Genomic DNA, 21,858 nt, shown 5'->3' with positions numbered 1-21,858 from the left:
TCTCCTCCGTCATCCGTCGGGAAATGTGCTGAAGCGGTGCAGGTCGCCAGTGTGCGGCCTGCACCACCCTTGTGGCCAGGGTCCTTGGACTCAGTGCTTCGCGGGCAGGAAGCCCATCCGGTCGTAGGCCTGCGCCAGCGTCTCCGCGGCGACGGCCCGGGCCTTCTCCGCACCCTTGGCCAGGAGCGAGTCCAGCGTCTCCGGGTCGTCCAGGTATTCCTGCGTCCGGGTCCGGAACGGCGTGACGAACTCCACCATGACCTCGGCCAGGTCGGTCTTCAGGGCGCCGTACATCTTGCCCTCGTAGCTCTTCTCCAGGTCGGCGATCGACGTGTCGGTGAGCACGGACATGATGCCGAGCAGGTTGGAGACGCCGGCCTTGTTCTCCGGGTCGAAGCGGATCACCGTGTCGGTGTCCGTGACGGCGCTCTTGACCTTCTTCGCCGTCGTCTTCGGGTCGTCGAGCAGGTTGATCAGGCCCTTGGGGGTCGACGCCGACTTGCTCATCTTGATCGCCGGGTCCTGCAGGTCGTAGATCTTCGCCGTCTCCTTGAGGATGTACGGCGAGGGGATCGTGAACGTGTCGCCGAAGCGCCCGTTGAAGCGCTCCGCGAGGTCGCGGGTGAGCTCGATGTGCTGGCGCTGGTCCTCGCCGACGGGGACCTGGTCGGCCTGGTAGAGCAGGATGTCCGCGACCTGGAGGATCGGGTACGTGAAGAGGCCGACGCTCGCGTTGCCCGCGCCCTGCTTGGCGGACTTGTCCTTGAACTGCGTCATGCGGGAGGCCTCGCCGAAGCCGGTGAGGCAGTTCATCAGCCAGGCGAGCTGGGCGTGCTCGGGCACGTGGCTCTGCACGAAGAGGGTGCAGCGCTCCGGGTCGAGGCCCGCGGCGAGCAGCTGGGCGACGGCGAGCCGGGTGTTGGCGCGCAGCGCGGCGGGGTCCTGCGGGACCGTGATCGCGTGCAGGTCCACGACCATGTAGAAGGCGTCGTGGGACTCCTGGAGCGCGACCCACTGGCGCACGGCGCCGAGGTAGTTGCCGAGGTGGAACGAGCCTGCGGTGGGCTGGATTCCGGAGAGCACACGCGGGCGAGACTGCATGGCGGAGCCATTCCCCTGAGGGTGGTGGTGGGCGACGGGCGGGCGGTCAGAGGCCATGCCCATCATTCTCTCAGGTGTGGGAAGCGATCCCCGCCTGCCCGTGCGTCAAAAGTGCCGCCGATGAGACGAGGACCACACCGCGCCCGGCGGGCGGGCCGCCCGCCGGGCGCCGGGGGGTCAGACCGGCAGGCCCGGCGCCGGGTGGGCGCCCATCAGCTCGGCGACCTCGGCGCGGACGGCGGCGAGGGCGTCCTCGTCGCCCTTGCCCGCGGCGGCGACCCCGCGGTCGATCCACTCGGCGACCTGGGGCATGTGCGTGACGTCCAGGCCACGGGAGGTGAGGGACGGGGTGCCGATGCGGATGCCGGAGGGGTCGAAGGGCTTCCGGGGGTCGTAGGGGACGGTGTTGTGGTTGACGACGATCCCGGCCCGGTCGAGCGCCTTGGCGGCGACCTTGCCGGGGACCTCCTTGGGGGTGAGGTCCATCAGGATCAGGTGGTTGTCGGTGCCGCCGGAGACCAGGTCGAAGCCGCGGTCGAGCAGGGCCTCGGCGAGGGCCTTGGCATTGGCGACGACCGCGTGGGCGTAGGCGCGGAAGGAGGGCAGCGCCGCCTCGCGCAGGGCGACGGCGATGGCGGCGGTGGTCTGGTTGTGCGGGCCGCCCTGGAGGCCGGGGAAGACCGCCTTGTCGATCGCCTTCGCGTGCTCCTCGCGGCACATCAGCATGGCGCCGCGCGGGCCGCGCAGGGTCTTGTGGGTGGTCGTGGAGACCACGTCCACGTGCGGGACGGGCGAGGGGTGGGCGCCGCCCGCGATGAGCCCGGCGATGTGGGCGACGTCGGCGACCAGCACCGCGCCGGCCTCGCGGGCGATCTCCCCGAAGGCGGCGAAGTCGATCGTGCGGGGCAGCGCGGTGCCGCCGCAGAAGATCACCTTGGGGCGCTCCTTGAGGGCGAGCTCGCGCACCTGGTCGAAGTCGATCCGCCCGTCCTCGCGGCGCACGCCGTACTGGACGCCCCGGAACCAGGTGCCCGTGGCGGAGACGCCCCAGCCGTGGGTGAGATGGCCGCCCATGGGCAGGGCCATGCCCATCACGGTGTCGCCCGGCCGCGCGAAGGCGAGGTGGACGGCGAGGTTGGCCGGGGAGCCGGAGTAGGGCTGCACATTGGCGTGGTCGACGCCGAACAGCGCCTTGGCGCGCTCGATCGCCAGGGTCTCGACCGGGTCGATGTTCTGCTGGCCCTCGTAGTAGCGGCGGCCGGGGTAGCCCTCGCTGTACTTGTTCTGCAGCACGGTGCCGGAGGCCTCGAGGACGGCGGCGGAGACGTAGTTCTCGCTGGGGATGAGGCGGAGGGTCTCGGCCTGGAGCCGCTCCTCGGCGCCGACGAGGGCGGCGAGCTCGGGATCGGCGGCGGTGAGGGCGGGGTGCTGTGCGCGACCGCGGTCGGTCGTGGCGGCGGGCGCGGTGCCGGACGGGGCGTCAGGCGTGGCGGCGGTCGTGGCGTGGGTCATGGCGTCGCTCCGGGTGTTCGGCATGACGGCCCCGGGGCGCCGCGGCTCGCGCGGCACCACACGGGACCCGGTGGGTTCCCGTGATGCCCAGGCGGGCGGCACCTCGTGTGGTCTGCCGCGCGCGGCTCCCCCGGGGTCGCTTCCCCGTGCGCCAGTCGCCGCGCGTGTTCCCAGGTTAGCGGGCGCGCCGTCACGACAGGTTTCCCCGTCCGGCATACGAGCGACGATAAGAAAAGGGAGCCACATCCGCCCCTGCCGCAGGACGAACGGAGATCCCGTGTCGAGTACGTCGAGGACGCAAGACGAGATCGCTGCCGCGGACGCGCACAGCGCCCACAACTACCACCCCCTGCCCGTGGTCGTCGCCTCCGCCGAGGGGGCGTGGATGACCGACGTCGAGGGGCGCCGCTACCTGGACATGCTCGCCGGCTATTCGGCGCTCAACTTCGGGCACGGCAACCGGCGTCTGATCGACGCCGCGCGGGCGCAGCTGGAGCGCGTGACGCTCACCTCGCGCGCCTTCCACCACGACCGCTTCGCGGAGTTCTGTACGCGCCTGGCCGAGCTGTGCGGCAAGGAGGCGGTGCTGCCGATGAACACCGGTGCCGAGGCGGTGGAGACGGCGGTGAAGACGGCCCGGAAGTGGGGGTACGAGGTGAAGGGCGTGCCGGACGGGCACGCGAAGATCGTGGTGGCGGCGAACAACTTCCACGGCCGGACCACGACGATCGTCAGCTTCTCCACGGACCACGAGGCCCGCGACCACTTCGGCCCGTACACGCCGGGGTTCGAGATCGTGCCGTACGGGGATCCGACGGCGCTGGAGGCGGCGGTCACCGAGAACACGGTGGCGGTGCTGATCGAGCCGATCCAGGGCGAGGCGGGGGTGCTCGTGCCGCCGGCCGGCTATCTGGCGGGGGTGCGGGAGCTGACGCGGCGGCGGAACGTGCTGTTCATGGCGGACGAGATCCAGTCGGGACTGGGCCGTACGGGACGGACCTTCGCGTGCGAGCACGAGGGCGTGGTGCCGGACGTGTACATCCTGGGCAAGGCGCTCGGCGGCGGCGTGGTGCCGGTCTCGGCGGTGGTCGCGGACCGGGACGTGCTCGGGGTGTTCCGGCCGGGTGAGCACGGCTCGACCTTCGGCGGCAATCCGCTGGCGTGCGCGGTGGGCCTCGAGGTGATCGCGATGCTGCGGACCGGCGAGTACCAGCAGCGGGCGACGGAGCTGGGCGAGCACCTGCACGCGGAGCTGGGACTGCTGGTGGGCGGCGGTGCGGTGGAGGCGGTGCGCGGCCGGGGTCTGTGGGCGGGCGTGGACATCGCGCCGGCGAAGGGAACGGGCCGGGAGATCTCGGAGAAGCTGATGGAGCGGGGCGTCCTGGTGAAGGACACCCACGGCTCGACGATCCGGATCGCTCCGCCGCTGGTGATCTCGAAGGAGGACCTCGACTGGGGCCTGGAGCAGCTGCGCACGGTGCTCGCGGCGGACTGACGAGGTCCGCTTGCCGGGGCCGCCCGGCGGACAACTCCGGTCATTGACAAGGCAGTTGGTCTAGGCCAATGATGACGGCCATGCCGAGACCCCGTCTGCGCCGCGCCCTGCGCGGTGCGCTCGCCGCACTCGTCCCCGTCGCGCTCCTCGGTGCGCTGGGGGGCTCCGCCCAGGCCGCCCCGCTCGCGGCCTGGCCGGAGCCCGTCCCGGTCGTCTCCCATGTGGACACCGCCGACCCGGTCGTCTTCGTCACCATCGACGACGGCTGGAACCACGATCCCGCCGCCGCGAAGCTCCTGCTCGACCGGCGCGTGCCGGCCTCGCTCTTCCTGCTGCCGGGCGCCTACGCGTACGACGACGCCTACTTCCACACCCTGCTCGACCAGGGCCGCTCCCGCGTCGAGAACCACACGGTGAACCACCCGGACCTCACCACCCTCGACGCCGCCGGGCAGCGGGCGGAGGCGTGCGGGGCGCGCGACGCGCACCTCGCCGAGTTCGGCGACGGGCCCCGGCTGCTGCGCCCGCCGTACGGCGCGTACGACCGGACGACCCGCACCACCGCCCGCGCCTGCGGCGCGAAGGCCCTGGTGACCTGGACGTACGACATGACGACCTGGGGCCAGTGGACCCCGCCGACACCGCGGCTGAAGGCCGGGGACATCATCCTGCTGCACTTCAACGAGACGGTCGAGCAGGACCTGCGCCGGGCCCTGGAGGCGGCCGACGCGGCGGGCCTGAAGCCGGCGCCGCTGCGGGACTACGTCACAGAATGACGTGCGGGAGGAAGCGGGCGTACTCGTCCGTGACCAGGCCCGCCGACTCCCGGATGCCGAGGCCCGCCGACTCGTCGCCGACGGTCCACGCGCCGAGCACGACCCGGTTGCCGTCGAAGTCGGGCAGCGGGGCGAGCTGCTGGTAGCAGCAGGGCTCGTCGTCGCGGAGGACGACCGGGGCGCCCGCCTCGTGCAGGGTGACGCCGGCGCCCTCGCGGCCGAGCAGCGGCTTGGCCACCCAGCCCGTGGTCGCGGCGAGTTCGCGCGGGCCGTCGAGGTAGGCGGGCAGCAGGTTGGGGTGGCCCGGGTGGAGCTCCCAGAGGATCGCGAGGAGCGCCTTGTTGGAGAGCAGCATCTTCCACGCGGGCTCGATCCAGCAGGTGGTGCCGGTGCCGCCGCCGTTGTCGAGGGTGTCGAGGACGTGCGGGCCGAACCGGTCCGTGGTCAGCCACTCCCACGGGTAGAGCTTGAAACAGGCGCGGATGAACCGGAGCCGGTCGTCGACGAAACGGCCCGAGATCCGGTCCCAGCCGATCCGCTCGACCGAGAGCGCCTCGGTGTCGAGGCCGGCCTGCTGGGCGGTCTCGCGCAGATACGCGACCGTCATCAGGTCCTCGCCCAGCTCGTCGCCCTCGCTGTGGACGAAGTGCACGGGGCTGCCGGGCGGCAGCAGGTGCGCCTGCCGACGCCAGGCGTCGACGAGGCGCTCGTGGAGGGAGTTCCACTGGTCGGCGCCGGGGAAGCGCTCCTCCATCCAGAACCACTGCGGGCTCGCCGCCTCCACCAGGGAGGTGGGGGTGTCGGCGTTGTACTCCAGCATCTTGGCCGGCCCGGTGCCGTCGTAACGCAGATCGAACCGCCCGTAGAGGGTGGGCAGCTCGGCACGCCGGTGCCAGGCCTCGGCGACCCGGGCGCGGATCCGGGGGTCGGTGATGCCGAGCTCGGCGAACCGGTCCTTGTCGACGATGTGCGCCGCCGCCGCCAGGCACATGGCGTGCAGCTCCTCGACGACCTCCTCCAGGGCCTCCACCTCGGGCAGGGAGAAGGAGTAGTAGGCGCTCTCGTCCCAGTACGGGCGCAGGGAGTCGTCCGGGTAGCGGGTCAGCGGGTAGATCAGACCCTGCTCCTCGACGGTCCGCTGCCAGCCGGGGCGGGGCTCGATGGTGTGGCGCTGCATGGTCCGGGGATCAGCCGCCGGAGGAGGAGTGGTGGCCGCCGAAGCCGCCGCTGTCGACGGCCGACTTGTCGAAGCTGCCGCCGCTGACGCGGCCGCTGCTGACCGAGCCGCCGTAGTAGTAGCGGCCGCTGGACGAGCTGCCGTCGCTGCTGCCGCCGCCCGACTCGCACTTGTAGTCCGGCAGCTCCTTGTACGTCACCGGGTCGATGCAGCGGCGGTCGGGCTCCGAGCCGCACGCGGTCAGCGTCGCCGCCAGCACGCCCACTCCGCCGAGAATGACCGTGCCGGACCTCAGCCTGCGCATAGCCCGCCCTCCCCTGTCCGCCGCCTGTTGCGATCGCACAGTGTAGGCCCGGCCTGGGCGGCCCCCGGATCCCACTCGCACTAGAGTCCCTTTCGTGCTACTTGGGATGGTGTGTGCGCTCGGCTCCGCGCTCTGTTTCGGGGCCGCGTCGGTGCTGCAGGCGCTCGGCGCGCGGGCCGCCGAGCCGGGTACGGGCGGCGGGGTCGACGTGGCGCTGCTGTGGCGGGCGCTGCGGCAGTGGCGGTACGTGGCCGGGCTCGGCCTGGACGGGCTCGGCTTCGTCCTCCAGATCGTGGCCCTGCGGACGCTGCCGATCTACGCGGTGGGCGCCTCGCTCGCGGCCAGTCTCGCGGTGACGGCGGTGATCGCCTCGCGGGTGCTGGAGGTGCGGCTGAGCCGGGTCGAGTGGGGGGCGGTGGGCGTGGTCTGCCTCGGCCTCGCGATGCTGGCGCTCGCGGCCGGCCGGGAGGGGCACGAGGGGACCGGCTCGGCGGCGCTGCAGTGGGGGCTGCTCCTCGCGGCCTTCGCCGTCCTGCTGGTCGGTGTGGCGGCGGGCCGGCTGCCGGAGCGGCCCCGGGCCCTGACCCTCGGCCTCGCGGCCGGCTTCGGCTTCGGGGTGGTGGAGGTCGCGGTCCGGCTGATCGACTCGGTCGACCTGGCCAACCCGGCGGTGTACGCGTTGCTGGTGGGGGGCGGGGCGGCCTTCCTGCTGCTGACCTCGGCGCTGCACCGGGGCTCGGTGACGACGGCGACGGCGGGCCTCGTTCTGGGCGAGACGATCGGGCCCGCGGTGGTGGGGGTGGCCTGGCTGGGCGACCGGACCCGCGAGGGGCTGGGCTGGCTGGCCCTCCTCGGCTTCGCCGTCGCGATCGCCGGCTCCCTCACCCTGGCCCGCTTCGGCGAGGCCCCCACAACCCCGGAACCGGCCCACTGACCCCCACAACCCCCGCACGGACCGCCGCGCCCCCGCCCATGCGGGCCGCCTCCGCCTCGCCCACCCCCGTGTGGGCCGCTGCACCCCCGCCCGTCCGGTCCGCCTCCGCCTCGCCCACCCCCGTGCGAGCCGCCGCGCCCCCCTGCCTGTGCGGGCCGCCTCCGCCTCGCCCACCCCCGTGTGGGCAATCGTCCCGCAGGGCGGGACGGGTGGGCACACGGGACGGCGCCCTTAGCGGCGCCTCCGCTCCCCGTGCCTGAGCCCCCGCCCCGACTGCGCCGCACCCGTGGTGCGGGTTCAGGCGCGGAGGCCTAGGCCCGGCAAGGGGCGCCGTCCGTTGTGCCCACCCGTTCCGCCCCAGCGGAACGAATGCCCACAACGGCGGGCCGCAGGCCCACAACGGGCGCAGGCGCGGCCGGGAGGGTGGGCACCGCCCCCAGCGGAGCGGGGGACCCGCGGCGGGGCCGGGCGCAGGCCGGGGAGGGCGGGCACCGCCCCCAGCGGAGCGGGTGACCCGCGGCGGGGCCGGCCGCAGGCCGGGGAGGGTGGGCACCGCCCCAGCGGAGCGGGGGGACCCGCGGCGGGGTCGGGCGCAGGCCGGGGAGGGCGGGGGCTGCTTCAGCGGAACGGATGCCCGCGACGGCGAGGGCGCCGTCTGGGGGTCGGGGTTACGGAAGGGCTCGGCACAGGGCTTCCAGGGTGGTGGGCCAGCTGCTGTCCGACGGGGTGCCGTAACCGACGATCAGGGCGTCCGAGGCCGCCGCCGTGGACGGATGCCGAAAGCGGTCGATGCCCTGCAGGGCCAGCCCCTGGAAGGCGGCCGCGCGGGTCACCGCGGACTCCGTACCCGGCGGGAGTTCGAGGACCGCGTGGAGCCCCGCCGCGATGCCGCTCACCCGAGTCCCGGGCGAGCGCGCCCCGACCGCGGCCACGAGCTGGTCGCGCCGCCGCCGGTACCGCAGCCGCATCGCACGCACATGCCGGTCGTAGGCCCCCGACGCCAGGAACTCCGCGAAGGTCAGCTGGTCCGTCGCGCTCGACACCCAGTCCACCGCCCCCTTCGCCTCGGTCACCTCCCCCACCAGGTGCTCCGGCAGCACCATCCAGGCCAGCCGCAGCCCCGGTGCCAGCGACTTGCTCGCCGTGCCCAGGTAGACGACACGGTCCGGGTCCAACCCCTGCAACGCACCCACCGGCTGCCTGTCGTACCTGAACTCGCCGTCGTAGTCGTCCTCCAGGATCACCCCGCCCGACGCCCGCGCCCAGTCCACCGCCGCCGCCCGCCGGTCCGGCTGGAGCGCGCCGCCCATCGGGAACTGGTGGGCGGGGGTGAGCAGGACCGCGCCGACCCCGCCCATCTCCCCCAGCTCCTCCGCGCGCGTGCCGCGTGCGTCGAACGGCAGGGCCGGGGTGCGCAGGCCCACCCGGGCCAGGATCTCCCAGTGGGCGTCGAGCCCGTACGACTCGACCGCCACCTCCCGCACCCGGCGCGCCTTCAGCACGTGCGCCATGAGCATCAGGCCGTGCACGAACCCGGAGCAGACCACGATCCGTTCCGGCCGCGCGTGCACGCCCCGCGCCCGGGCGAGGTACTCGGCGAGCACGGTGCGCAGTTCGATCCGGCCGCGCGGGTCCCCGTATCCGAAGGCCTCGTCGGGCGCCGCCATGAGCGCCTTGCGGGAGGCCTTGAGCCAGTCCGCGCGGGGGAAGGAGGACAGGTCAGGGGTGCCGGGGCGCAGGTTGTAGGTGGGTTTGCCGGCCGGGGACGGGGAGGGGGCGCCGCCCGTCCTGGCGGGCGGGCGGCGCGGGGCCGCGCGGCGGGCCACCCGCGTGCCCGAGCCCTGCCGGGCCGTCAGCCAGCCCTCGGCGACGAGCTCCGCGTACGCGTCGGCGACGGTGTTGCGGGCCACCCCCAGGTCGGCGGCGAGCGAGCGGGAGGACGGCAGCCGCACCCCCGCCTCCAGGCGCCCGCTGCGCACCGCCTCGCGCAGCGCGTCCATCAGGCCGCTGCGCAGGCCCCGCCCGCTGAGCTCCAGGTGCAGGTCGGCGCCGAAAGTGGACCAGTCGTTTGCCATGGAAATGGACCATACCCGGGCGCCATCCGCGTCGTACGGTCGTCACCATGACGACCACGAGCACCACCGCCTCCGCCGCCCCCTACGCCCACGAGCACGCGCCCCGCCTCGCCTTCGCCGAGCGCCACCCCGAGTTCTACAAGGCCATGATCGGCCTGGAGATCGCCGCGTCGAAGCACGTCGACCCGACCCTGTACGAGCTGATCAAGATCCGCGCCTCGCAGATCAACAACTGCGGCTTCTGCCTGGACATGCACACCAAGGACGCCCTCGCCGCCGGCGAGACCGTGCAGCGGATCGTCCAGCTCTCCGCCTGGCGCGAGTCCCGGCACTTCTACACCGAGCGCGAGCTGGCCGCCCTCGGTCTGACGGAGGCGGTCACCGTCCTGACCGACGGCTTCGTGCCCGACGAGGTGTACGCGCAGGCCGCCGAGCACTTCGACGAGACCGAGCTCGCGCACCTCATCGGCGCCATCACGGTCATCAACTCCTGGAACCGGATCGGCGTCAGCACCCGGATGGCGCCGGGGCACTACACCCCCGGGATGTACAAGCGGTGAGCAGCGAACCCGTGGGGCGCGCACCCGTGAGTGGCCGCCCCGTAAGTCCCGTGCCCGCGAGCCCCGTCGAGCGGCTGCGCGCCCTGCACCTCGGCGTGGCGCCCGGTGCCCGGCCCCTGGTGCTGCCGGGGCCGTGGGACGCCGCCTCCGCGCGGGCCTTCGAGAAGGCCGGGTTCCCGGCCCTGGCCACCCCGAGCGCGGGGATCGCCGCCGCGCTCGGCCACGAGGACGGGAAGACCCCGGCGGAGGAGATGTTCGCGGCCGTGGCCCGGATCGTCCGGGCGGTCTCCGTCCCCGTCACCGCCGATGTCGAGGGCGGGTACGGCCTCTCCCCCGAGGAGCTGGTCGCCCGGGTCCTTCGGACCGGCGCGGTCGGCCTGAACCTGGAGGACTCCGACCGTACGGGCGGACTGCGCGACCCGCGGGAGCAGGCGGAGCGGCTGGCCGCGGTGCGGGCGGCGGCGGGCCCCCGCCTCTTCGTCAACGCCCGGGTGGACTCGTACCTCCGCGGCGGGACGCTCGACGACGCCGCCGAGCGCGCCCGCCGCTACACGGCCGCGGGCGCGGACTGCGTCTTCCCGATCCTCGCCCCCGCCGACGATCTGCCCCGGCTGCGCGCGGCCGGGGTCACCGGGCCGCTCAACTTCCTGGCCAGGCCCGGCGATCCGGACTTCGCCGAGCTCGGCCGGCTCGGCGCCACCCGGATCACCTTCGGGCACGGGCTGCTGCTGCGCACCCTCGCCGGGGTCGAGGAGCTCGCGGACGAGCTGCTCAGGGCCTGAAGAACTCCAGGACCGTGGTCAGCGTCTCCCGCTGCTTGGGCCAGTCGCTCTCCGGTCCCGCGACGAGGATCGCGTGCTGGCTGCCGTCGGTCCCGGTGAACGCCCGGTCGACGACCTTGCGGCGCCCTTCCGTGCGGTCGTAGGCGTACACCAGCTCGGCTGCGTCGCCCTCGCCGGTCCGCTCCAGGCCGATCTGCTCGTAGCCCGGCTTGGCGGTGAGGTTCTGCGACGTGCGCTGCAGCGACTCGTACGGCGTGCTGTCCGGCTCGGCGAGGGTGAAGATCTGGATCAGGCTCTTCCCGTCGGGCGAGTTGTAGAAGACGCCCTCCGCCGACGAGGTGCGGTTCCAGTTCTCGGGGACGGCGACGGTGAAGCCGGCCGGGTCGTCGACCGCGTGGAAGCCGGGCGGCGGCATGTCGTCCATGGGCGCCGAACTGTCCGACGGGGAAGCCGAGTCGGAGGGCCCGCCGGAGTCCGACGGCCCGTCGGACGGGGAGTCGGAGCCGGACGGGGAGTCGGTCGCCGACACCGAGGTGCTCGGCGGTCCCGCCGTGCCCTTCCCGTCGTCGCCCCGCCCAAAGGTCAGCCAGCCGCCGACGGCCCCGGCGGCCAGCACCGCCGCCACCACCCCGGCGACGACCGCGGTCCGCGGCCGCCCGGGCCCCGTGCCGGGGCCCGGCATCGGTCCCGGGACCGGACCAGGCTGCGGGCCGGGTATCGGCCCGACCGTCGGGTCGTACGACGGAGGCGGCGGCAGCAGCGGGGCCGGACCGGAGCCCGGGGTGGCGGCGGGCCCCTGCTCCCAGCTCTGGGTCTCGTCGTTCCAGCGCGCCTCGCCCCCGTACCCGCTCATCTCACCCTCCGAGCAGGGCCGCGAGGGCCTGTCCGACGGCGACCCCCGAGGCGAGGATGCCGGTCACGGCGCCGGCGTCGGCCAGGGCCTGGCGCAGCCGGGTCAGCCGGCCGGGTCCGGCGGCGCCGGTGCCCTCGATCTCGTCCTCGGCGTCGGAGAGTTCGGCGTCGAGGGCGGCCGTCTGCTCGGACGGGACGACCCCGCCGAGGTCGGCCCGGAGCTTGCGGATGGCCTGCAGCAGCTCCTCCTGCTGGGGATCGCGGCCGGGCTGCGCCCCCTGCACCGTGTACGAGACCGTGTTGTGGTCGCCGACGGTGACGTTGCCCTGGGTGTTGCTGATGCTGATGCCGCCCGCCGCGGGCTTGGCCTGGTCAGCCACGGTCGCCTCCGGTCTTGGTGGTGTGGAAGGTCTTGCTGGTGACGGTGTTGTGGTCGCCGATGGTGACGTTCCCCTTGGTGTTCTCGATGAACGTGCCGCCCTCGGCGACGTGGACGATCTTCTGCTCGAACTCGGCGGTCTCGTAACCGGCCTGGCGCAGGGCGACGGTGACCCCGTTCGCGACCCGGTCCTGGATGCTCTTGAGGTAGCGGCTGACGTCCATCTCCTGGAAGAGGGAGGCGTCGGCGTCGGAGCCGAGCTCGCGGACGGCGTTCAGCGGTCCCTCGGGCAGGGCGCCGGCGTGTCCGCCGGTGGTCTGCCGCCACAGGTGGGCGAGGGCCCGGCAGAGCGTGACGAGGGCCTGCCCAGCGGAGCGGGGCACCTGGCCGAGCGCCCAGACGGCCTTGCCGAAGTGGTGGTTGTGCCGGTAGCGGTGGGCGATCCGGTCGGCGTAGCGGTAGAGCGGGAGGACCGGGCGCAGGACGTGCGGCGCGACCTCCAGCATCAGCATGCCGCCCTGGGTGTGGACCCGGACGAAGACGGTCGTGACGATCTCCTCGCCCCAGCCGCCGACCCTGATCCGCAGGAAGTGCCGGCGGGCCTCGCCGCCCTCCTCGATCGCGCCGGAGCGGTGCCGCTCGAAGCCCTCGGGGCTGTACGGGGCGGCGGCGCGGGCCTGCAGCCCGTCGACGGGCAGGAAGACGACCTCGTCGATCTCCAGCTCGCGCAGCCGGTCGCGGACGGAGGCGGCGATCTCCGGGGAGCCGTGCGGGGAGGGCACCCGCAGGGCCTCCACGAGCGGGACGATGTGCCGCATGATCGCGCTGTTGTCGAGCGGTTCGGGCTCGCGCCCCTCGAGGTTCTTGCGGGGGCGCAGCTCGACGGAGAGCGACCAGGGCTCGTAGGGTTCGCCCGCGCCGCAGAACGGGTTTTCGGAGCGGTACATCACGAGCCTGGCGTGCTGTTCGATCCTGATCCGCTCGCGCAGGCGCCGGAAGCGGACGCCCTGGAACTGCTCCGCCGGGTCCGTCTGGACGTGGGCGAAGCGCTCCTTCGCCAGCTCGCCGGTGAGCGCCTTGGCGAACTGGCCGCGCTGCGTGGCCACCGCCCAGGCGAGCAGCAGCGGCACGGCGAGGGTGAGCCAGACCTCCAGGCGGCCGATGCCCCACATCTCCTGGGCGGCGCCGCTGAGGGCGAGGCCGAGGAGCTCGCCCCACTCGCCGAGGTCGCCGAGCAGCTCCCAGCGGGTCTCCTCGCCGGCGAGGGCCAGGACGAGGAGGAGCAGGACGCTCTGGACCAGGGTGAGTCGCCCGTACCAGCGCAGGACGAGCGCGGGGACGGTCCGGTAGAGGGGCGGGCGGGCGGCTCGGCCGCGGATCCAGCGGGCGACGGCGAGCAGCACGAAGGGCAGGGCGAAGAGCATGGCCAGGCCCTTGGTCACCGGGAAGGCGACGATCCACAGGGCCAGGATCCCGGCGGACCAGCCGAGTTCGATGCGGCGGGCGCGCAGGGCGTGGGCGAGGACGCGGGCGGCGTCGATGCCGAGGGAGGGCGCGGCGACGCGTTCCTCGTGGACGTAGAGCTCGTCGATGACGGCGTCGCGGAAGCGGTCGTCGAGGTAGGTGCCGGCGCAGAGCAGCCGGGTGGCCTCGCTGGCGGCCGGTGCCCGGCGAGGGTCGGCGGCCGCGGAGGGCGGGCCGGGCGGTGGGCCGGGTTGGTGAGGTACGAACGACTGCGCCATGACTCCCCCGGTGGTGGCGAACTGTGCTTGTTCACTGCCGAATTGACGCCCGATCACAGGGGCGTCAGGTGAGGGGACAGCATAGAACGCACGACGCCCCCGGCCGAACGGGCCGGGGGCGTCGTGGGTGAGGAGCGGGGTGGGGCTCAGATCAGGCCGAGCTCGCGCACCGCGTCGCGCTCCTCCGACAGCTCCTTGACGGAGGCGTCGATGCGCTTGCGGGAGAACTCGTTGATCTCCAGGCCCTGGACGATCTCGTACTTGCCGTCCTTGCAGGTGACGGGGAAGGAGGAGATCAGGCCCTCCGGGACGCCGTAGGAGCCGTCGGACGGGACGCCCATGGAGGTCCAGTCGCCCTCGGCGGTGCCGTTGACCCAGGTGTGGACGTGGTCGATGGCGGCGTTGGCGGCGGAGGCCGCGGAGGACGCGCCACGGGCGTCGATGATCGCGGCGCCGCGCTTGGCGACGGTCGGGATGAAGGTGTCGGCCAGCCACGCCTCGTCGTTGACGACCTCGGCGGCGTTCTTGCCGGCGATCTCCGCGTGGAAGATGTCCGGGTACTGGGTCGCGGAGTGGTTGCCCCAGATGGTGAGGCGCTTGATGTCCGTGACCGAGGAGCCGGTCTTCTGGGCCAGCTGCGTCAGGGCGCGGTTGTGGTCCAGGCGGGTCATGGCGGTGAAGCGCTCGGCCGGGACGCCCTTGGCGGCGGACTGGGCGATCAGGGCGTTGGTGTTGGCGGGGTTGCCGACGACCAGGACCTTGATGTCGTCCGCGGCGTGGGCGGCGATGGCCTCGCCCTGCGGCTTGAAGATGCCGCCGTTGGCGGCGAGCAGGTCGCCGCGCTCCATGCCCGGGCCGCGCGGACGGGCGCCGACGAGCAGGCCGATGTTGGCGCCCTCGAAGCCCGCGTTGGGGTTGTCGAAGATGTCGATGCCCTTGAGGAGCGGGAAGGCGCAGTCGTCGAGCTCCATGGCGGTGCCCTCGGCGGCCTTGACGCCCTGCGGGATCTCCAGCAGGCGGAGCTTGACCGGCACGTCCGCGCCGAGCAGGTGGCCGGAGGCGATGCGGAAGAGCAGCGCGTAGCCGATCTGGCCGGCCGCGCCGGTCACGGTGACATTCACGGGAGTGCGGGTCATGGCGATCTCCGTAAGACAGCTGGCGGTGGGGGTCCCTGCCCCTGGTGCGGGATACCCCTCTTGATCGATCCTTGTCTCGACGTGAAGAGATATCCGTCGGTCAGGCTATCCGACCCGGGCCCTGCCGAACCCCCACCCCCTTGTGTGACGGCTCACTGCCACCCAGGTACCGGAACGGTCACCTCCGTGCCACAAGCCCCCGGGAGCCCTTGAAGAGCCGTTGGCACGTACATGACCCTTGATCACGGCGGCGCCCGTCCTCCCTCGGGGGAGAGGACGGGCGCCCGCTCATGTCACCGTGAGGTGGAGGACGTCCTCCAGGAACGGGATCTTCAGCCAGGGCTCCGGCTGCACCATGAGCGCCAGCAGCACGATCACGGCGCCCATCACCCCGTACGTGATCATGTCGGTGAAGCGCGAGCGGACCGCCAGCATGCCCACCGACGGCAGGGTCCGCCGCAGCACCGCGCCGGTCAGGAGCGCGGCACCGACCAGGAGCGCACCGACCCGGAACGCCTGCGGGAACAGGTCGGTGCCCACGATCAGCAGACCCAGCGCGGTCATGCCGAGCACGGTGAGCAGCGGCCACTGGCGCGCGGGCGCCGACGCGTCCCCGGGCGCCGCACGGCCGCCGCCCTCGGGGCGCACGGTCCCGGTGGTCAGCTTCGCCCGGGGGTGGCGGCGCGGGGCCTCGGCCGGCGCGGCGTCCGCCGCGGCCGGGGCGACGGCCTCCGCGGCGGCCCCGGTCGGCTCCTCCGAGGTGCCGGAGGACGACACGGTCAGAGCACCCCGGCCGCGCGCTCGGCGGCCTCGACGACGTTGACCAGGAGCTGGGCGCGGGTCATCGGGCCGACGCCGCCCGGGTTGGGCGAGATCCAGCCGGCGACCTCGGCGACACCGGGGTCGACGTCGCCGAGGATCTTGCCCTCGCCGTTGCGCGAGACGCCGACGTCGAGGACGGCCGCGCCCGGCTTCACGTCCTCCGGCTTGATCAGGTGCGGCACACCGGCCGCGGCGACGATGATGTCGGCCCGGCGCAGGTGCGCGGAGAGGTCGCGGGTGCCGGTGTGGCACTGGGTGACCGTCGCGTTCTCGGAGCGGCGGGTCAGCAGCAGCGGCATCGGGCGCCCGATGGTGACGCCGCGGCCGACGACCACGACCTCCGCGCCGTTGATCTCCACGCCGTGCTCGCGCAGCAGCCGGACGATGCCGTACGGGGTGCAGGGCAGCGGGGCGGGCTCGTTCAGGACCAGCCGGCCGAGGTTGGTCGGGTGCAGACCGTCGGCGTCCTTGGCCGGGTCCATGAGCTCCAGGATGCGGTTCTCGTCGATGCCCTTGGGGAGCGGCAGCTGCACGATGTAACCGGTGCAGGCCGGGTCCTCGTTGAGCTCCCGGACGACCGCCTCGATCTCCTCCTGGGTGGCGGTGGCGGGCAGTTCGCGCTGGATGGAGGCGATGCCCACCTGCGCGCAGTCGCGGTGCTTGCCCGCGACGTACTTCTGGCTGCCCGGGTCGTCGCCGACCAGGACGGTGCCGAGACCGGGCGTGACGCCCCGCTCCTTGAGGGCCGCCACACGGGCGGTCAGTTCGGACTTGATCGCGGCCGCGGTGGCCTTGCCATCGAGAATCTGGGCGCTCATGCGGCCATCCTCCCGGATGACCCCCGCCCGTTTCCAATTCGGAACCGAACGTTGCACTTGCACAACTGCGCTGCGTATCGACTGGACAAGGAGTCGTCGTATTGACCACGATGATCCGCGCAGTGCCGCGGGCAGTGCCGGGGGGCAAAACCGCTCATACGTCGTGAAACACGTGGTCAAAATTCCTCCGCGCGGACCGCGCAGTCCCCGCACAGAAATCCACGGAGGAACCTCGATGAGCTTCGGCGAACCGAACAACCCCTACGGCCAGCAGCAGCCCCAGGGCCAGCAGCCCGGCTACGGCTACCCGCAGCAGACCCCGCAGGGCGTCCCGCCGCAGCAGGGCTACGGCTACCCGGCCGCCCCGCCGGTCAACCAGTACGGCGGCTACCCGGCCGGTCCGACGGAGATGCCGGGCGGGGTGAAGGCGGCCCGCGTGATGCTGTGGATCATCGGCGGCCTGAACCTCATCGGCGGCCTCGTCGCCATCGCCATGGGCTTCGCCTTCGACAGCAACCTGGAGGACTCCGGCGTCTCCTCCGCCGACGCGGAGACCTTCGCCAGCTTCGGCAAGGGCCTGATGATCTTCGCGGGCATCTTCTCGCTGATCTTCGCCGTCCTCGCCATGGTCCTGGCCGCCAAGTTCAAGTCCGGCGGCAACGGCGTGCGCATCTGCTCCATCGTGTACGCGTCGTTCATCGTGCTGTTCAGCATCTTCTCGCTGCCGCTCGGTGTCGTCAGCATGGCGCTGGGCGTCATCATCATCGTCTTCTGCGCGAAGGCGGACGGCTCGGCCTGGTTCAACCGGCCGCGCCAGCAGTACTGATCCACGTACGCGAAGGGGCCCGGTTCCGTCTCGGAACCGGGCCCCTTCGGCGTGCGCAGGGCGTCTAGCCGCGCTTCAGCACCACGAACTGCCCCGCCTGCGCCGCGACCGCGTAGCGCGCCTCGGGGTGCAGCTGGGAGGCGAGGCCGACCGGGTCGGTGATCGGCTGGGACCAGCCCGAGGCGAGGTCGAGGGCGAGGTAGTCGGGGCTGACACCGGTCGCCCCGCCGACCCAGTAGACCGTGTGGTCCGCGGTCAGGTGGGCCATCAGCGTCACGTTGGTCTCCACGCTGGCCCCCTCCGGCACCGCCGCCACCGCGCGCCGCGCGTCCAGGGTGCGGGCGTCCGTGCGGTAGGTCTCGGAGCGCAGCAGCTCGCGCAGGGGCAGGTCCATGGCGTGGACGAGCGCGATCGCGGTGACGACGGGGACGACGACCCTCCCGTACGCCACGAGCCAGGGGCGCGGCGAGGTCCGCACCGCGCGGACCGCGTCGACCAGGGCGAGGAAGACGACGGGCATCAGGATGGCGCTGTAGTGCCAGATCATGCCCCAGTGGTTGGGGTCCTGGGAGAGGAAGCGCCAGGCCAGCGTGGGCAGGACGAGCAGCATCAGCGGCGAGCGCAGCGCGAGGAAGCCGGTGATGCCGACGAGGAAGAAGACCATCTCCCACTTGTCGCCGGGGCCGAAGGCGCCGACGACCGAGTCGAGCAGCGAGACGTCCGCCCCCTCGCCGGTCTTCTCGATCTTGGCCCAGTAGTCGTACTGGCCGACCTTGCTCGCGGCCGGGATGAGGACGAGGACGGTGAGGGCGAAGAACGCCACCCCGAAGCCGGCCAGGGCCGCGCCGAGCCGCTTCCGGCCCTTCAGGAAGAGGACCGCGCCCACCATGGCGACGGTGAGCCCCATGTCCTCCTTCACGAGGACGAGCGGCACGGCCCACGCGACGGCGGCGGTCCAGCGCCCGAGGAGCAGGGCCCGGCAGGTAAGGGCCAGCAGCGGGACGGCGAAGGCGATCTCGTGGAAGTCGGACTTGACCGCCTCCTGGAGGCCCCAGGAGAGCCCGTAGGCGACGGTGATGCCGATGCCGGCGGCCCGGCTGCCGAGCACCTGCTGGGCGGTGCGGCCGACGACGGCCGCGGAGGCGGCGAAGAGCGCCGCCTGGGCGAAGAGGAGGGCGAGGGGGGAGGACCAGACCCAGTAGAGCGGCGCGAGGAGCGCGGTCACCGGGCTGAAGTGGTCCCCGAGTATGAGGAAGCCGGGTCCCTTGATGTCGACGATCGGGGCGCGCAGCTCGGCGTAGGACCGCACCGACTGCTCGAAGATCCCCAGGTCCCAGGACGGGTTGCGGAACTGCGTGTACTGGACCCAGGAGTACAGGAAGTACAGGGCGCACAGCACGCCGGCGATGACCGCGTACGGGCGCAGCGGAGCCGGGGAGAGCCCGTCCGGCGGTCCGCCGCCCGCCTCGGGGGCGGAGGGCTCCGCCGTGGATCCGTTCTGCATATCCAGCACCGCGCCCCCATGGACCAGCCGCCGACAAAAGAGCAACCCATTAGACCAGAGTCGCCTAAGAAGCGGCCCGATGTGACTCGGATCACATTGACCGGCTGGAATTGCCGCGAGTACGGACCGGAGGCTCGGGAACCGCACAAGGAATACGCGTCAGCGGATGGCCGCATTTCAGGAACGTCGGACCGAAACGGCCTTTCGGAACAAGCGGTTCCGAACGACGGAATCTTCTGTGTGCCGCGCGCCCCAGCGGGAGGGAGGCATCTCGCCGCCCGACCGTCATCCCCGCACCACAGGTCCGCAGGGCCGCTCCGCAGGGCCCCGCAAGGCCGGTTCCGGCGGGATGAAGCCGGGACGCGAAGCCGTCAAGAAGGCCGAGGAACACGACGTGCGGAAGGGGCGGCGCAGAGAATTCCCACGCCGTCGCCGTCGAATCCGAGAGGGAAGAATCGCCCCGGCGAAAGACGACGCGCAGGGCGCCGACACCGCGAGGTACGGCACGCTCCGGCGCGCCGCCTGTCAGAAATCCTTGACCGCTCTCTGCGTGAAGAAAGGGGCCCGGGAAATGCCGGGGCCCCGCGATGACAGGTGCGCCGCCCGCCGTCGCCGGCGGGCCCCGGCCGGGCAGGGAGGAGCGCTGCCGTGCCGCTGTGCACGAGGGCCCGCCGGCGCATGCGCACCGGCGGGCCCTCGTCGGCCCACTCAGTGGAAGAAGTGACGCGTCCCGGTGAAGTACATCGTCACGCCGGCCTTCGCGGCCGCCTCGATCACCAGCTCGTCGCGCACCGATCCGCCCGGCTGGACGACCGCCTTGACGCCCGCGGCCGTCAGGATCTCCAGGCCGTCGGGGAAGGGGAAGAAGGCGTCGGAAGCAGCGTACGAGCCGCGCGCCCGCTCCTCGCCGGCCCGCTCGACGGCCAGCTTCGCCGAGTCGACGCGGTTGACCTGGCCCATGCCGACGCCGACCGAGGCGCCGTCCTTGGCGAGCAGGATCGCGTTGGACTTGACCGCCCGGCAGGCCTTCCAGGCGAAGGCGAGCTCGGCGAGCTCGTCCGCGGAGAGGGCCTCGCCGGTGGCGAGGGTCCAGTTGGCCGGGTCGTCGCCCGCGGCCTGGAGGCGGTCGGTGACCTGGAGGAGGGCGCCGCCGTCGACGGGCTTGACCTCGACCGGGTTGCTCGGGGCGCCCTCGGCCCTGAGCACGCGGATGTTCTTCTTCTTCGCCAGGACCTCGACCGCGCCGTCCTCGTACGCCGGGGCGACGATGACCTCGGTGAAGATCTCGGCGACCTGCTCGGCCATCTCGACCGACACGGGGCGGTTGACGGCGATGACGCCGCCGAACGCGGAGAGCGGGTCGCAGGCGTGCGCCTTGCGGTGCGCCTCGGCGACGTCGGCGCCGATCGCGATGCCGCACGGGTTGGCGTGCTTGATGATCGCGACGCAGGGCTCGTCGTGGTCGTACGCGGCCCGGCGCGCGGCGTCGGTGTCCGTGTAGTTGTTGTAGGACATCTCCTTGCCGTGCAGCTGCTCGGCCTCGGCGAGGCCGCCCGTGCCGTCGACGTAGAGCGCGGCGCCCTGGTGCGGGTTCTCGCCGTAGCGCAGCACGTTCTTGCGCGCGTAGGTGGCGCCCAGGAAGTCGGGGAAGCCGGAGTCGTCCGCGGCGGCGTAGTCGTCGGCGAACCAGGAGGCCACGGCCACGTCGTACGCGGCGGTGTGCTGGAAGGCCTGGGCGGCGAAGCGCTTGCGCTGGGCCAGCGTGAAGCCGCCCTCCTTGACCGCGTCGAGGACCGCGCCGTAAGCGCCGGGGTCGGTGACGATGGCCACGGACGGGTGGTTCTTGGCGGCGGCGCGCACCATGGAGGGGCCGCCGATGTCGATCTGCTCGACGCACTCGTCGGCGCTCGCGCCGGACGCGACGGTCTCGCGGAACGGGTAGAGGTTCACGACGACCAGGTCGAAGGGCTCGACGCCCAGCTCGGCCAGCTGCTCGCGGTGGGAGTCGAGGCGCAGGTCGGCGAGGATGCCGGCGTGCACCCGCGGGTGGAGCGTCTTGACGCGCCCGTCGAGGCACTCGGGGAAGCCGGTGAGCTCCTCGACCTTGGTGACCGGGACGCCGGCCGCGGCGATCCGCGACGCGGTGGAGCCGGTGGAGACGAGCTCGACCCCGGCCTCGTTCAGTCCACGGGCGAGCTCCTCGAGGCCCGTCTTGTCGTAGACGCTGACCAGCGCGCGGCGGATGGGCTTAACGGTGTCGTTCACCGACATGAACCTTTCGTCCCTCAATGCTGTAGCCGTTGCGGGCGAGTCGCCCCACGACCTCGACGAGCAGCGAGCGCTCGACGTCCTTGATGCGCTCGTGGAGCGCGGCCTCATCGTCCTCGTCCCGCACCTCGACCACGCCCTGGGCGATGATCGGGCCGGTGTCGACGCCGTCGTCGACGAAGTGGACGGTGCATCCGGTGACCTTCGCCCCGTAGGCGAGGGCGTCGCGCACCCCGTGGGCACCGGGAAAACTGGGGAGCAGGGCCGGGTGGGTGTTCACGACCCGGCCGCCGAAGCGGGCGAGGAACTCCTTGCCGACGATCTTCATGAAGCCGGCCGAGACGACGAGGTCCGGCTCGTGGGCGGCGGTGGCCTCGGTGAGGGCGCGGTCCCACTCCTCGCGGCTGCCGTGGTCCTTGACCCGGCAGACGAAGGTGGGGATCCCGGCCCGCTCGGCCCGCTCCAGGCCCGCGATCCCGTCGCGGTCGGCGCCCACGGCGACGACCTCGGCGCCGTACCCCTCGGGGTCGGCGGCGATGGCGTCGAGCAGGGCCTGGAGGTTCGTGCCGGACCCGGAGACCAGGACGACGAGGCGGGCGGCAGCCACTGGGTCACTCTTTCCGTGGTGTTTGTGCGGTCCTACGAAAGAATCGCAGCCCGCGATACGGGGAACCCTACGAAGGGGTCGGCCGTCAGCAACGATACCGGCACTCCGGACGGCCCCCACGGGACGGGGGCGGGGCAGGGGGGTAGCGTCAGGGTCCGACGACGTGCCACAGCAGGCCACACCCGCGC

At 72.9% G+C, this 21,858-nt stretch carries 20 protein-coding genes and 1 riboswitch; of the genes, 6 read left to right on the top strand and 14 right to left on the bottom strand.

The features are described from left to right. Positions 1-90 precede the first annotated feature (90 nt). The gene (trpS, locus tag ACH414_RS17040; protein ID WP_382532315.1) at positions 91-1,101 is read right to left on the bottom strand and encodes a tryptophan--tRNA ligase; all 1,011 of its coding nucleotides are present in this window, start codon (positions 1,099-1,101) and stop codon (positions 91-93) included. 177 nt (positions 1,102-1,278) lie between these two features. Then, positions 1,279-2,613, bottom strand: a complete 1,335-nt coding sequence (gene glyA, locus ACH414_RS17035) for a serine hydroxymethyltransferase (protein ID WP_382532316.1) — start codon at positions 2,611-2,613, stop codon at positions 1,279-1,281. Between the two features lie 78 nt (positions 2,614-2,691). Further along, positions 2,692-2,782, bottom strand: a riboswitch (ZMP/ZTP riboswitch). Between the two features lie 108 nt (positions 2,783-2,890). Between glyA and rocD the strand changes: the two genes are divergently transcribed. Together rocD and ACH414_RS17025 are read left to right on the top strand one after the other, a co-directional pair. Then, on the top strand, positions 2,891-4,108 hold the full coding sequence (rocD, locus tag ACH414_RS17030; RefSeq protein WP_382532318.1) for an ornithine--oxo-acid transaminase: 1,218 nt from the start codon (positions 2,891-2,893) through the stop codon (positions 4,106-4,108). Positions 4,109-4,188: 80 nt separating this feature from the next. Beyond that, positions 4,189-4,884: a polysaccharide deacetylase family protein gene (locus ACH414_RS17025; protein WP_386568222.1), complete on the top strand. Its 696-nt coding sequence runs from the start codon at positions 4,189-4,191 to the stop codon at positions 4,882-4,884. Here the strand turns inward: ACH414_RS17025 and ACH414_RS17020 are convergent. Beyond that, a complete protein-coding gene (locus ACH414_RS17020) occupies positions 4,874-6,061 on the bottom strand; it encodes a glutathionylspermidine synthase family protein (protein ID WP_382532322.1) in 1,188 nt (395 codons plus the stop codon). The two genes, ACH414_RS17025 and ACH414_RS17020, sit on opposite strands and share 11 nt — an antisense overlap. Positions 6,062-6,071: 10 nt before the next feature. Continuing rightward, positions 6,072-6,365 carry a hypothetical protein gene (locus ACH414_RS17015; protein WP_382532324.1) on the bottom strand — a complete coding sequence of 98 codons (294 nt, stop codon included), beginning with the start codon at positions 6,363-6,365 and terminating at the stop codon, positions 6,072-6,074. A 106-nt stretch (positions 6,366-6,471) separates the two neighbouring features. Between ACH414_RS17015 and ACH414_RS17010 the strand changes: the two genes are divergently transcribed. After that, positions 6,472-7,299, top strand: a complete 828-nt coding sequence (locus tag ACH414_RS17010; protein WP_382533312.1) for a hypothetical protein — start codon at positions 6,472-6,474, stop codon at positions 7,297-7,299. Between the two features lie 668 nt (positions 7,300-7,967). On the opposite strand, the gene ACH414_RS17005 is transcribed toward ACH414_RS17010, so the two are convergent. After that, positions 7,968-9,374, bottom strand: a complete 1,407-nt coding sequence (locus ACH414_RS17005; RefSeq protein ID WP_398942240.1) for a PLP-dependent aminotransferase family protein — start codon at positions 9,372-9,374, stop codon at positions 7,968-7,970. Between the two features lie 47 nt (positions 9,375-9,421). On the opposite strand from ACH414_RS17005, the gene ACH414_RS17000 reads away from it, so the two are divergent. Beyond that, positions 9,422-9,934: a carboxymuconolactone decarboxylase family protein gene (locus ACH414_RS17000; protein ID WP_382532328.1), complete on the top strand. Its 513-nt coding sequence runs from the start codon at positions 9,422-9,424 to the stop codon at positions 9,932-9,934. 50 nt (positions 9,935-9,984) lie between these two features. Beyond that, positions 9,985-10,716 carry an isocitrate lyase/phosphoenolpyruvate mutase family protein gene (locus tag ACH414_RS16995; RefSeq protein ID WP_398942238.1) on the top strand — a complete coding sequence of 244 codons (732 nt, stop codon included), beginning with the start codon at positions 9,985-9,987 and terminating at the stop codon, positions 10,714-10,716. Here the strand turns inward: ACH414_RS16995 and ACH414_RS16990 are convergent. The 6 genes from ACH414_RS16990 to ACH414_RS16965 form a co-directional block, all read right to left on the bottom strand. Continuing rightward, a complete protein-coding gene (locus tag ACH414_RS16990) occupies positions 10,706-11,569 on the bottom strand; it encodes a serine/arginine repetitive matrix protein 2 (protein WP_382532332.1) in 864 nt (287 codons plus the stop codon). The two genes, ACH414_RS16995 and ACH414_RS16990, sit on opposite strands and share 11 nt — an antisense overlap. Position 11,570: 1 nt before the next feature. Continuing rightward, entirely contained in the window at positions 11,571-11,948 is a 378-nt protein-coding gene (locus tag ACH414_RS16985; RefSeq protein ID WP_382532334.1) for a hypothetical protein, read from the bottom strand. Further along, positions 11,941-13,689: a hypothetical protein gene (locus tag ACH414_RS16980; RefSeq protein WP_398942237.1), complete on the bottom strand. Its 1,749-nt coding sequence runs from the start codon at positions 13,687-13,689 to the stop codon at positions 11,941-11,943. The genes ACH414_RS16985 and ACH414_RS16980 overlap by 8 nt, the downstream gene beginning before the upstream one ends. Positions 13,690-13,835: 146 nt before the next feature. After that, on the bottom strand, positions 13,836-14,825 hold the full coding sequence (locus tag ACH414_RS16975; RefSeq protein WP_382532337.1) for a malate dehydrogenase: 990 nt from the start codon (positions 14,823-14,825) through the stop codon (positions 13,836-13,838). 288 nt (positions 14,826-15,113) lie between these two features. Further along, complete coding sequence (locus ACH414_RS16970; RefSeq protein ID WP_382532339.1) at positions 15,114-15,602, bottom strand: DUF3017 domain-containing protein; 489 nt, start codon at positions 15,600-15,602, stop codon at positions 15,114-15,116. Positions 15,603-15,604: 2 nt separating this feature from the next. After that, complete coding sequence (locus ACH414_RS16965) at positions 15,605-16,465, bottom strand: bifunctional methylenetetrahydrofolate dehydrogenase/methenyltetrahydrofolate cyclohydrolase (protein ID WP_382532341.1); 861 nt, start codon at positions 16,463-16,465, stop codon at positions 15,605-15,607. 235 nt (positions 16,466-16,700) lie between these two features. Between ACH414_RS16965 and ACH414_RS16960 the strand changes: the two genes are divergently transcribed. Next, positions 16,701-17,291 (top strand): DUF3824 domain-containing protein, encoded by a 591-nt coding sequence (locus ACH414_RS16960; RefSeq protein ID WP_382532343.1) that lies wholly within the window; start codon positions 16,701-16,703, stop codon positions 17,289-17,291. Positions 17,292-17,355: 64 nt separating this feature from the next. Here ACH414_RS16960 and ACH414_RS16955 read toward each other — a convergent pair whose 3' ends face one another. From ACH414_RS16955 to purN, 3 genes are all read right to left on the bottom strand, one after another. Then, positions 17,356-18,795, bottom strand: a complete 1,440-nt coding sequence (locus tag ACH414_RS16955) for a DUF2079 domain-containing protein (protein ID WP_382532345.1) — start codon at positions 18,793-18,795, stop codon at positions 17,356-17,358. Positions 18,796-19,503: 708 nt separating this feature from the next. After that, entirely contained in the window at positions 19,504-21,066 is a 1,563-nt protein-coding gene (gene purH / locus ACH414_RS16950) for a bifunctional phosphoribosylaminoimidazolecarboxamide formyltransferase/IMP cyclohydrolase (RefSeq protein WP_386568236.1), read from the bottom strand. Beyond that, on the bottom strand, positions 21,044-21,670 hold the full coding sequence (gene purN, locus ACH414_RS16945; protein ID WP_382532349.1) for a phosphoribosylglycinamide formyltransferase: 627 nt from the start codon (positions 21,668-21,670) through the stop codon (positions 21,044-21,046). Before purN ends, purH begins: the two co-directional genes overlap by 23 nt. Positions 21,671-21,858: the final 188 nt, after the last annotated feature.

The sequence above is a fragment of the Streptomyces sp. NPDC020422 genome (assembly GCF_044386705.1).
In the GTDB taxonomy this organism is placed as follows: Bacteria; Actinomycetota; Actinomycetes; order Streptomycetales; family Streptomycetaceae; genus Streptomyces.
This window is presented reverse-complemented; position numbering and strand designations above follow the sequence as displayed.

Bases quoted from the DNA above. Each gene is read 5' to 3' on its own strand.
- ACH414_RS16955 (WP_382532345.1), bottom strand. From the start codon at position 18,795: ATGCAGAACGGATCCACGGCGGAGCCCTCCGCCCCCGAGGCGGGCGGC.
- ACH414_RS16960 (WP_382532343.1), top strand. From the start codon at position 16,701: ATGAGCTTCGGCGAACCGAACAACCCCTACGGCCAGCAGCAGCCCCAG.
- glyA (WP_382532316.1), bottom strand. From the start codon at position 2,613: ATGACCCACGCCACGACCGCCGCCACGCCTGACGCCCCGTCCGGCACC.
- ACH414_RS17010 (WP_382533312.1), top strand. From the start codon at position 6,472: ATGGTGTGTGCGCTCGGCTCCGCGCTCTGTTTCGGGGCCGCGTCGGTG.
- ACH414_RS17015 (WP_382532324.1), bottom strand. From the start codon at position 6,365: ATGCGCAGGCTGAGGTCCGGCACGGTCATTCTCGGCGGAGTGGGCGTG.
- ACH414_RS17000 (WP_382532328.1), top strand. From the start codon at position 9,422: ATGACGACCACGAGCACCACCGCCTCCGCCGCCCCCTACGCCCACGAG.
- trpS (WP_382532315.1), bottom strand. From the start codon at position 1,101: ATGCAGTCTCGCCCGCGTGTGCTCTCCGGAATCCAGCCCACCGCAGGC.
- ACH414_RS17020 (WP_382532322.1), bottom strand. From the start codon at position 6,061: ATGCAGCGCCACACCATCGAGCCCCGCCCCGGCTGGCAGCGGACCGTC.
- ACH414_RS16965 (WP_382532341.1), bottom strand. From the start codon at position 16,465: ATGAGCGCCCAGATTCTCGATGGCAAGGCCACCGCGGCCGCGATCAAG.
- ACH414_RS16990 (WP_382532332.1), bottom strand. From the start codon at position 11,569: ATGAGCGGGTACGGGGGCGAGGCGCGCTGGAACGACGAGACCCAGAGC.
- ACH414_RS16980 (WP_398942237.1), bottom strand. From the start codon at position 13,689: ATGGCGCAGTCGTTCGTACCTCACCAACCCGGCCCACCGCCCGGCCCG.
- ACH414_RS17005 (WP_398942240.1), bottom strand. From the start codon at position 9,374: ATGGCAAACGACTGGTCCACTTTCGGCGCCGACCTGCACCTGGAGCTC.
- purH (WP_386568236.1), bottom strand. From the start codon at position 21,066: ATGTCGGTGAACGACACCGTTAAGCCCATCCGCCGCGCGCTGGTCAGC.
- ACH414_RS16975 (WP_382532337.1), bottom strand. From the start codon at position 14,825: ATGACCCGCACTCCCGTGAATGTCACCGTGACCGGCGCGGCCGGCCAG.
- ACH414_RS17025 (WP_386568222.1), top strand. From the start codon at position 4,189: ATGCCGAGACCCCGTCTGCGCCGCGCCCTGCGCGGTGCGCTCGCCGCA.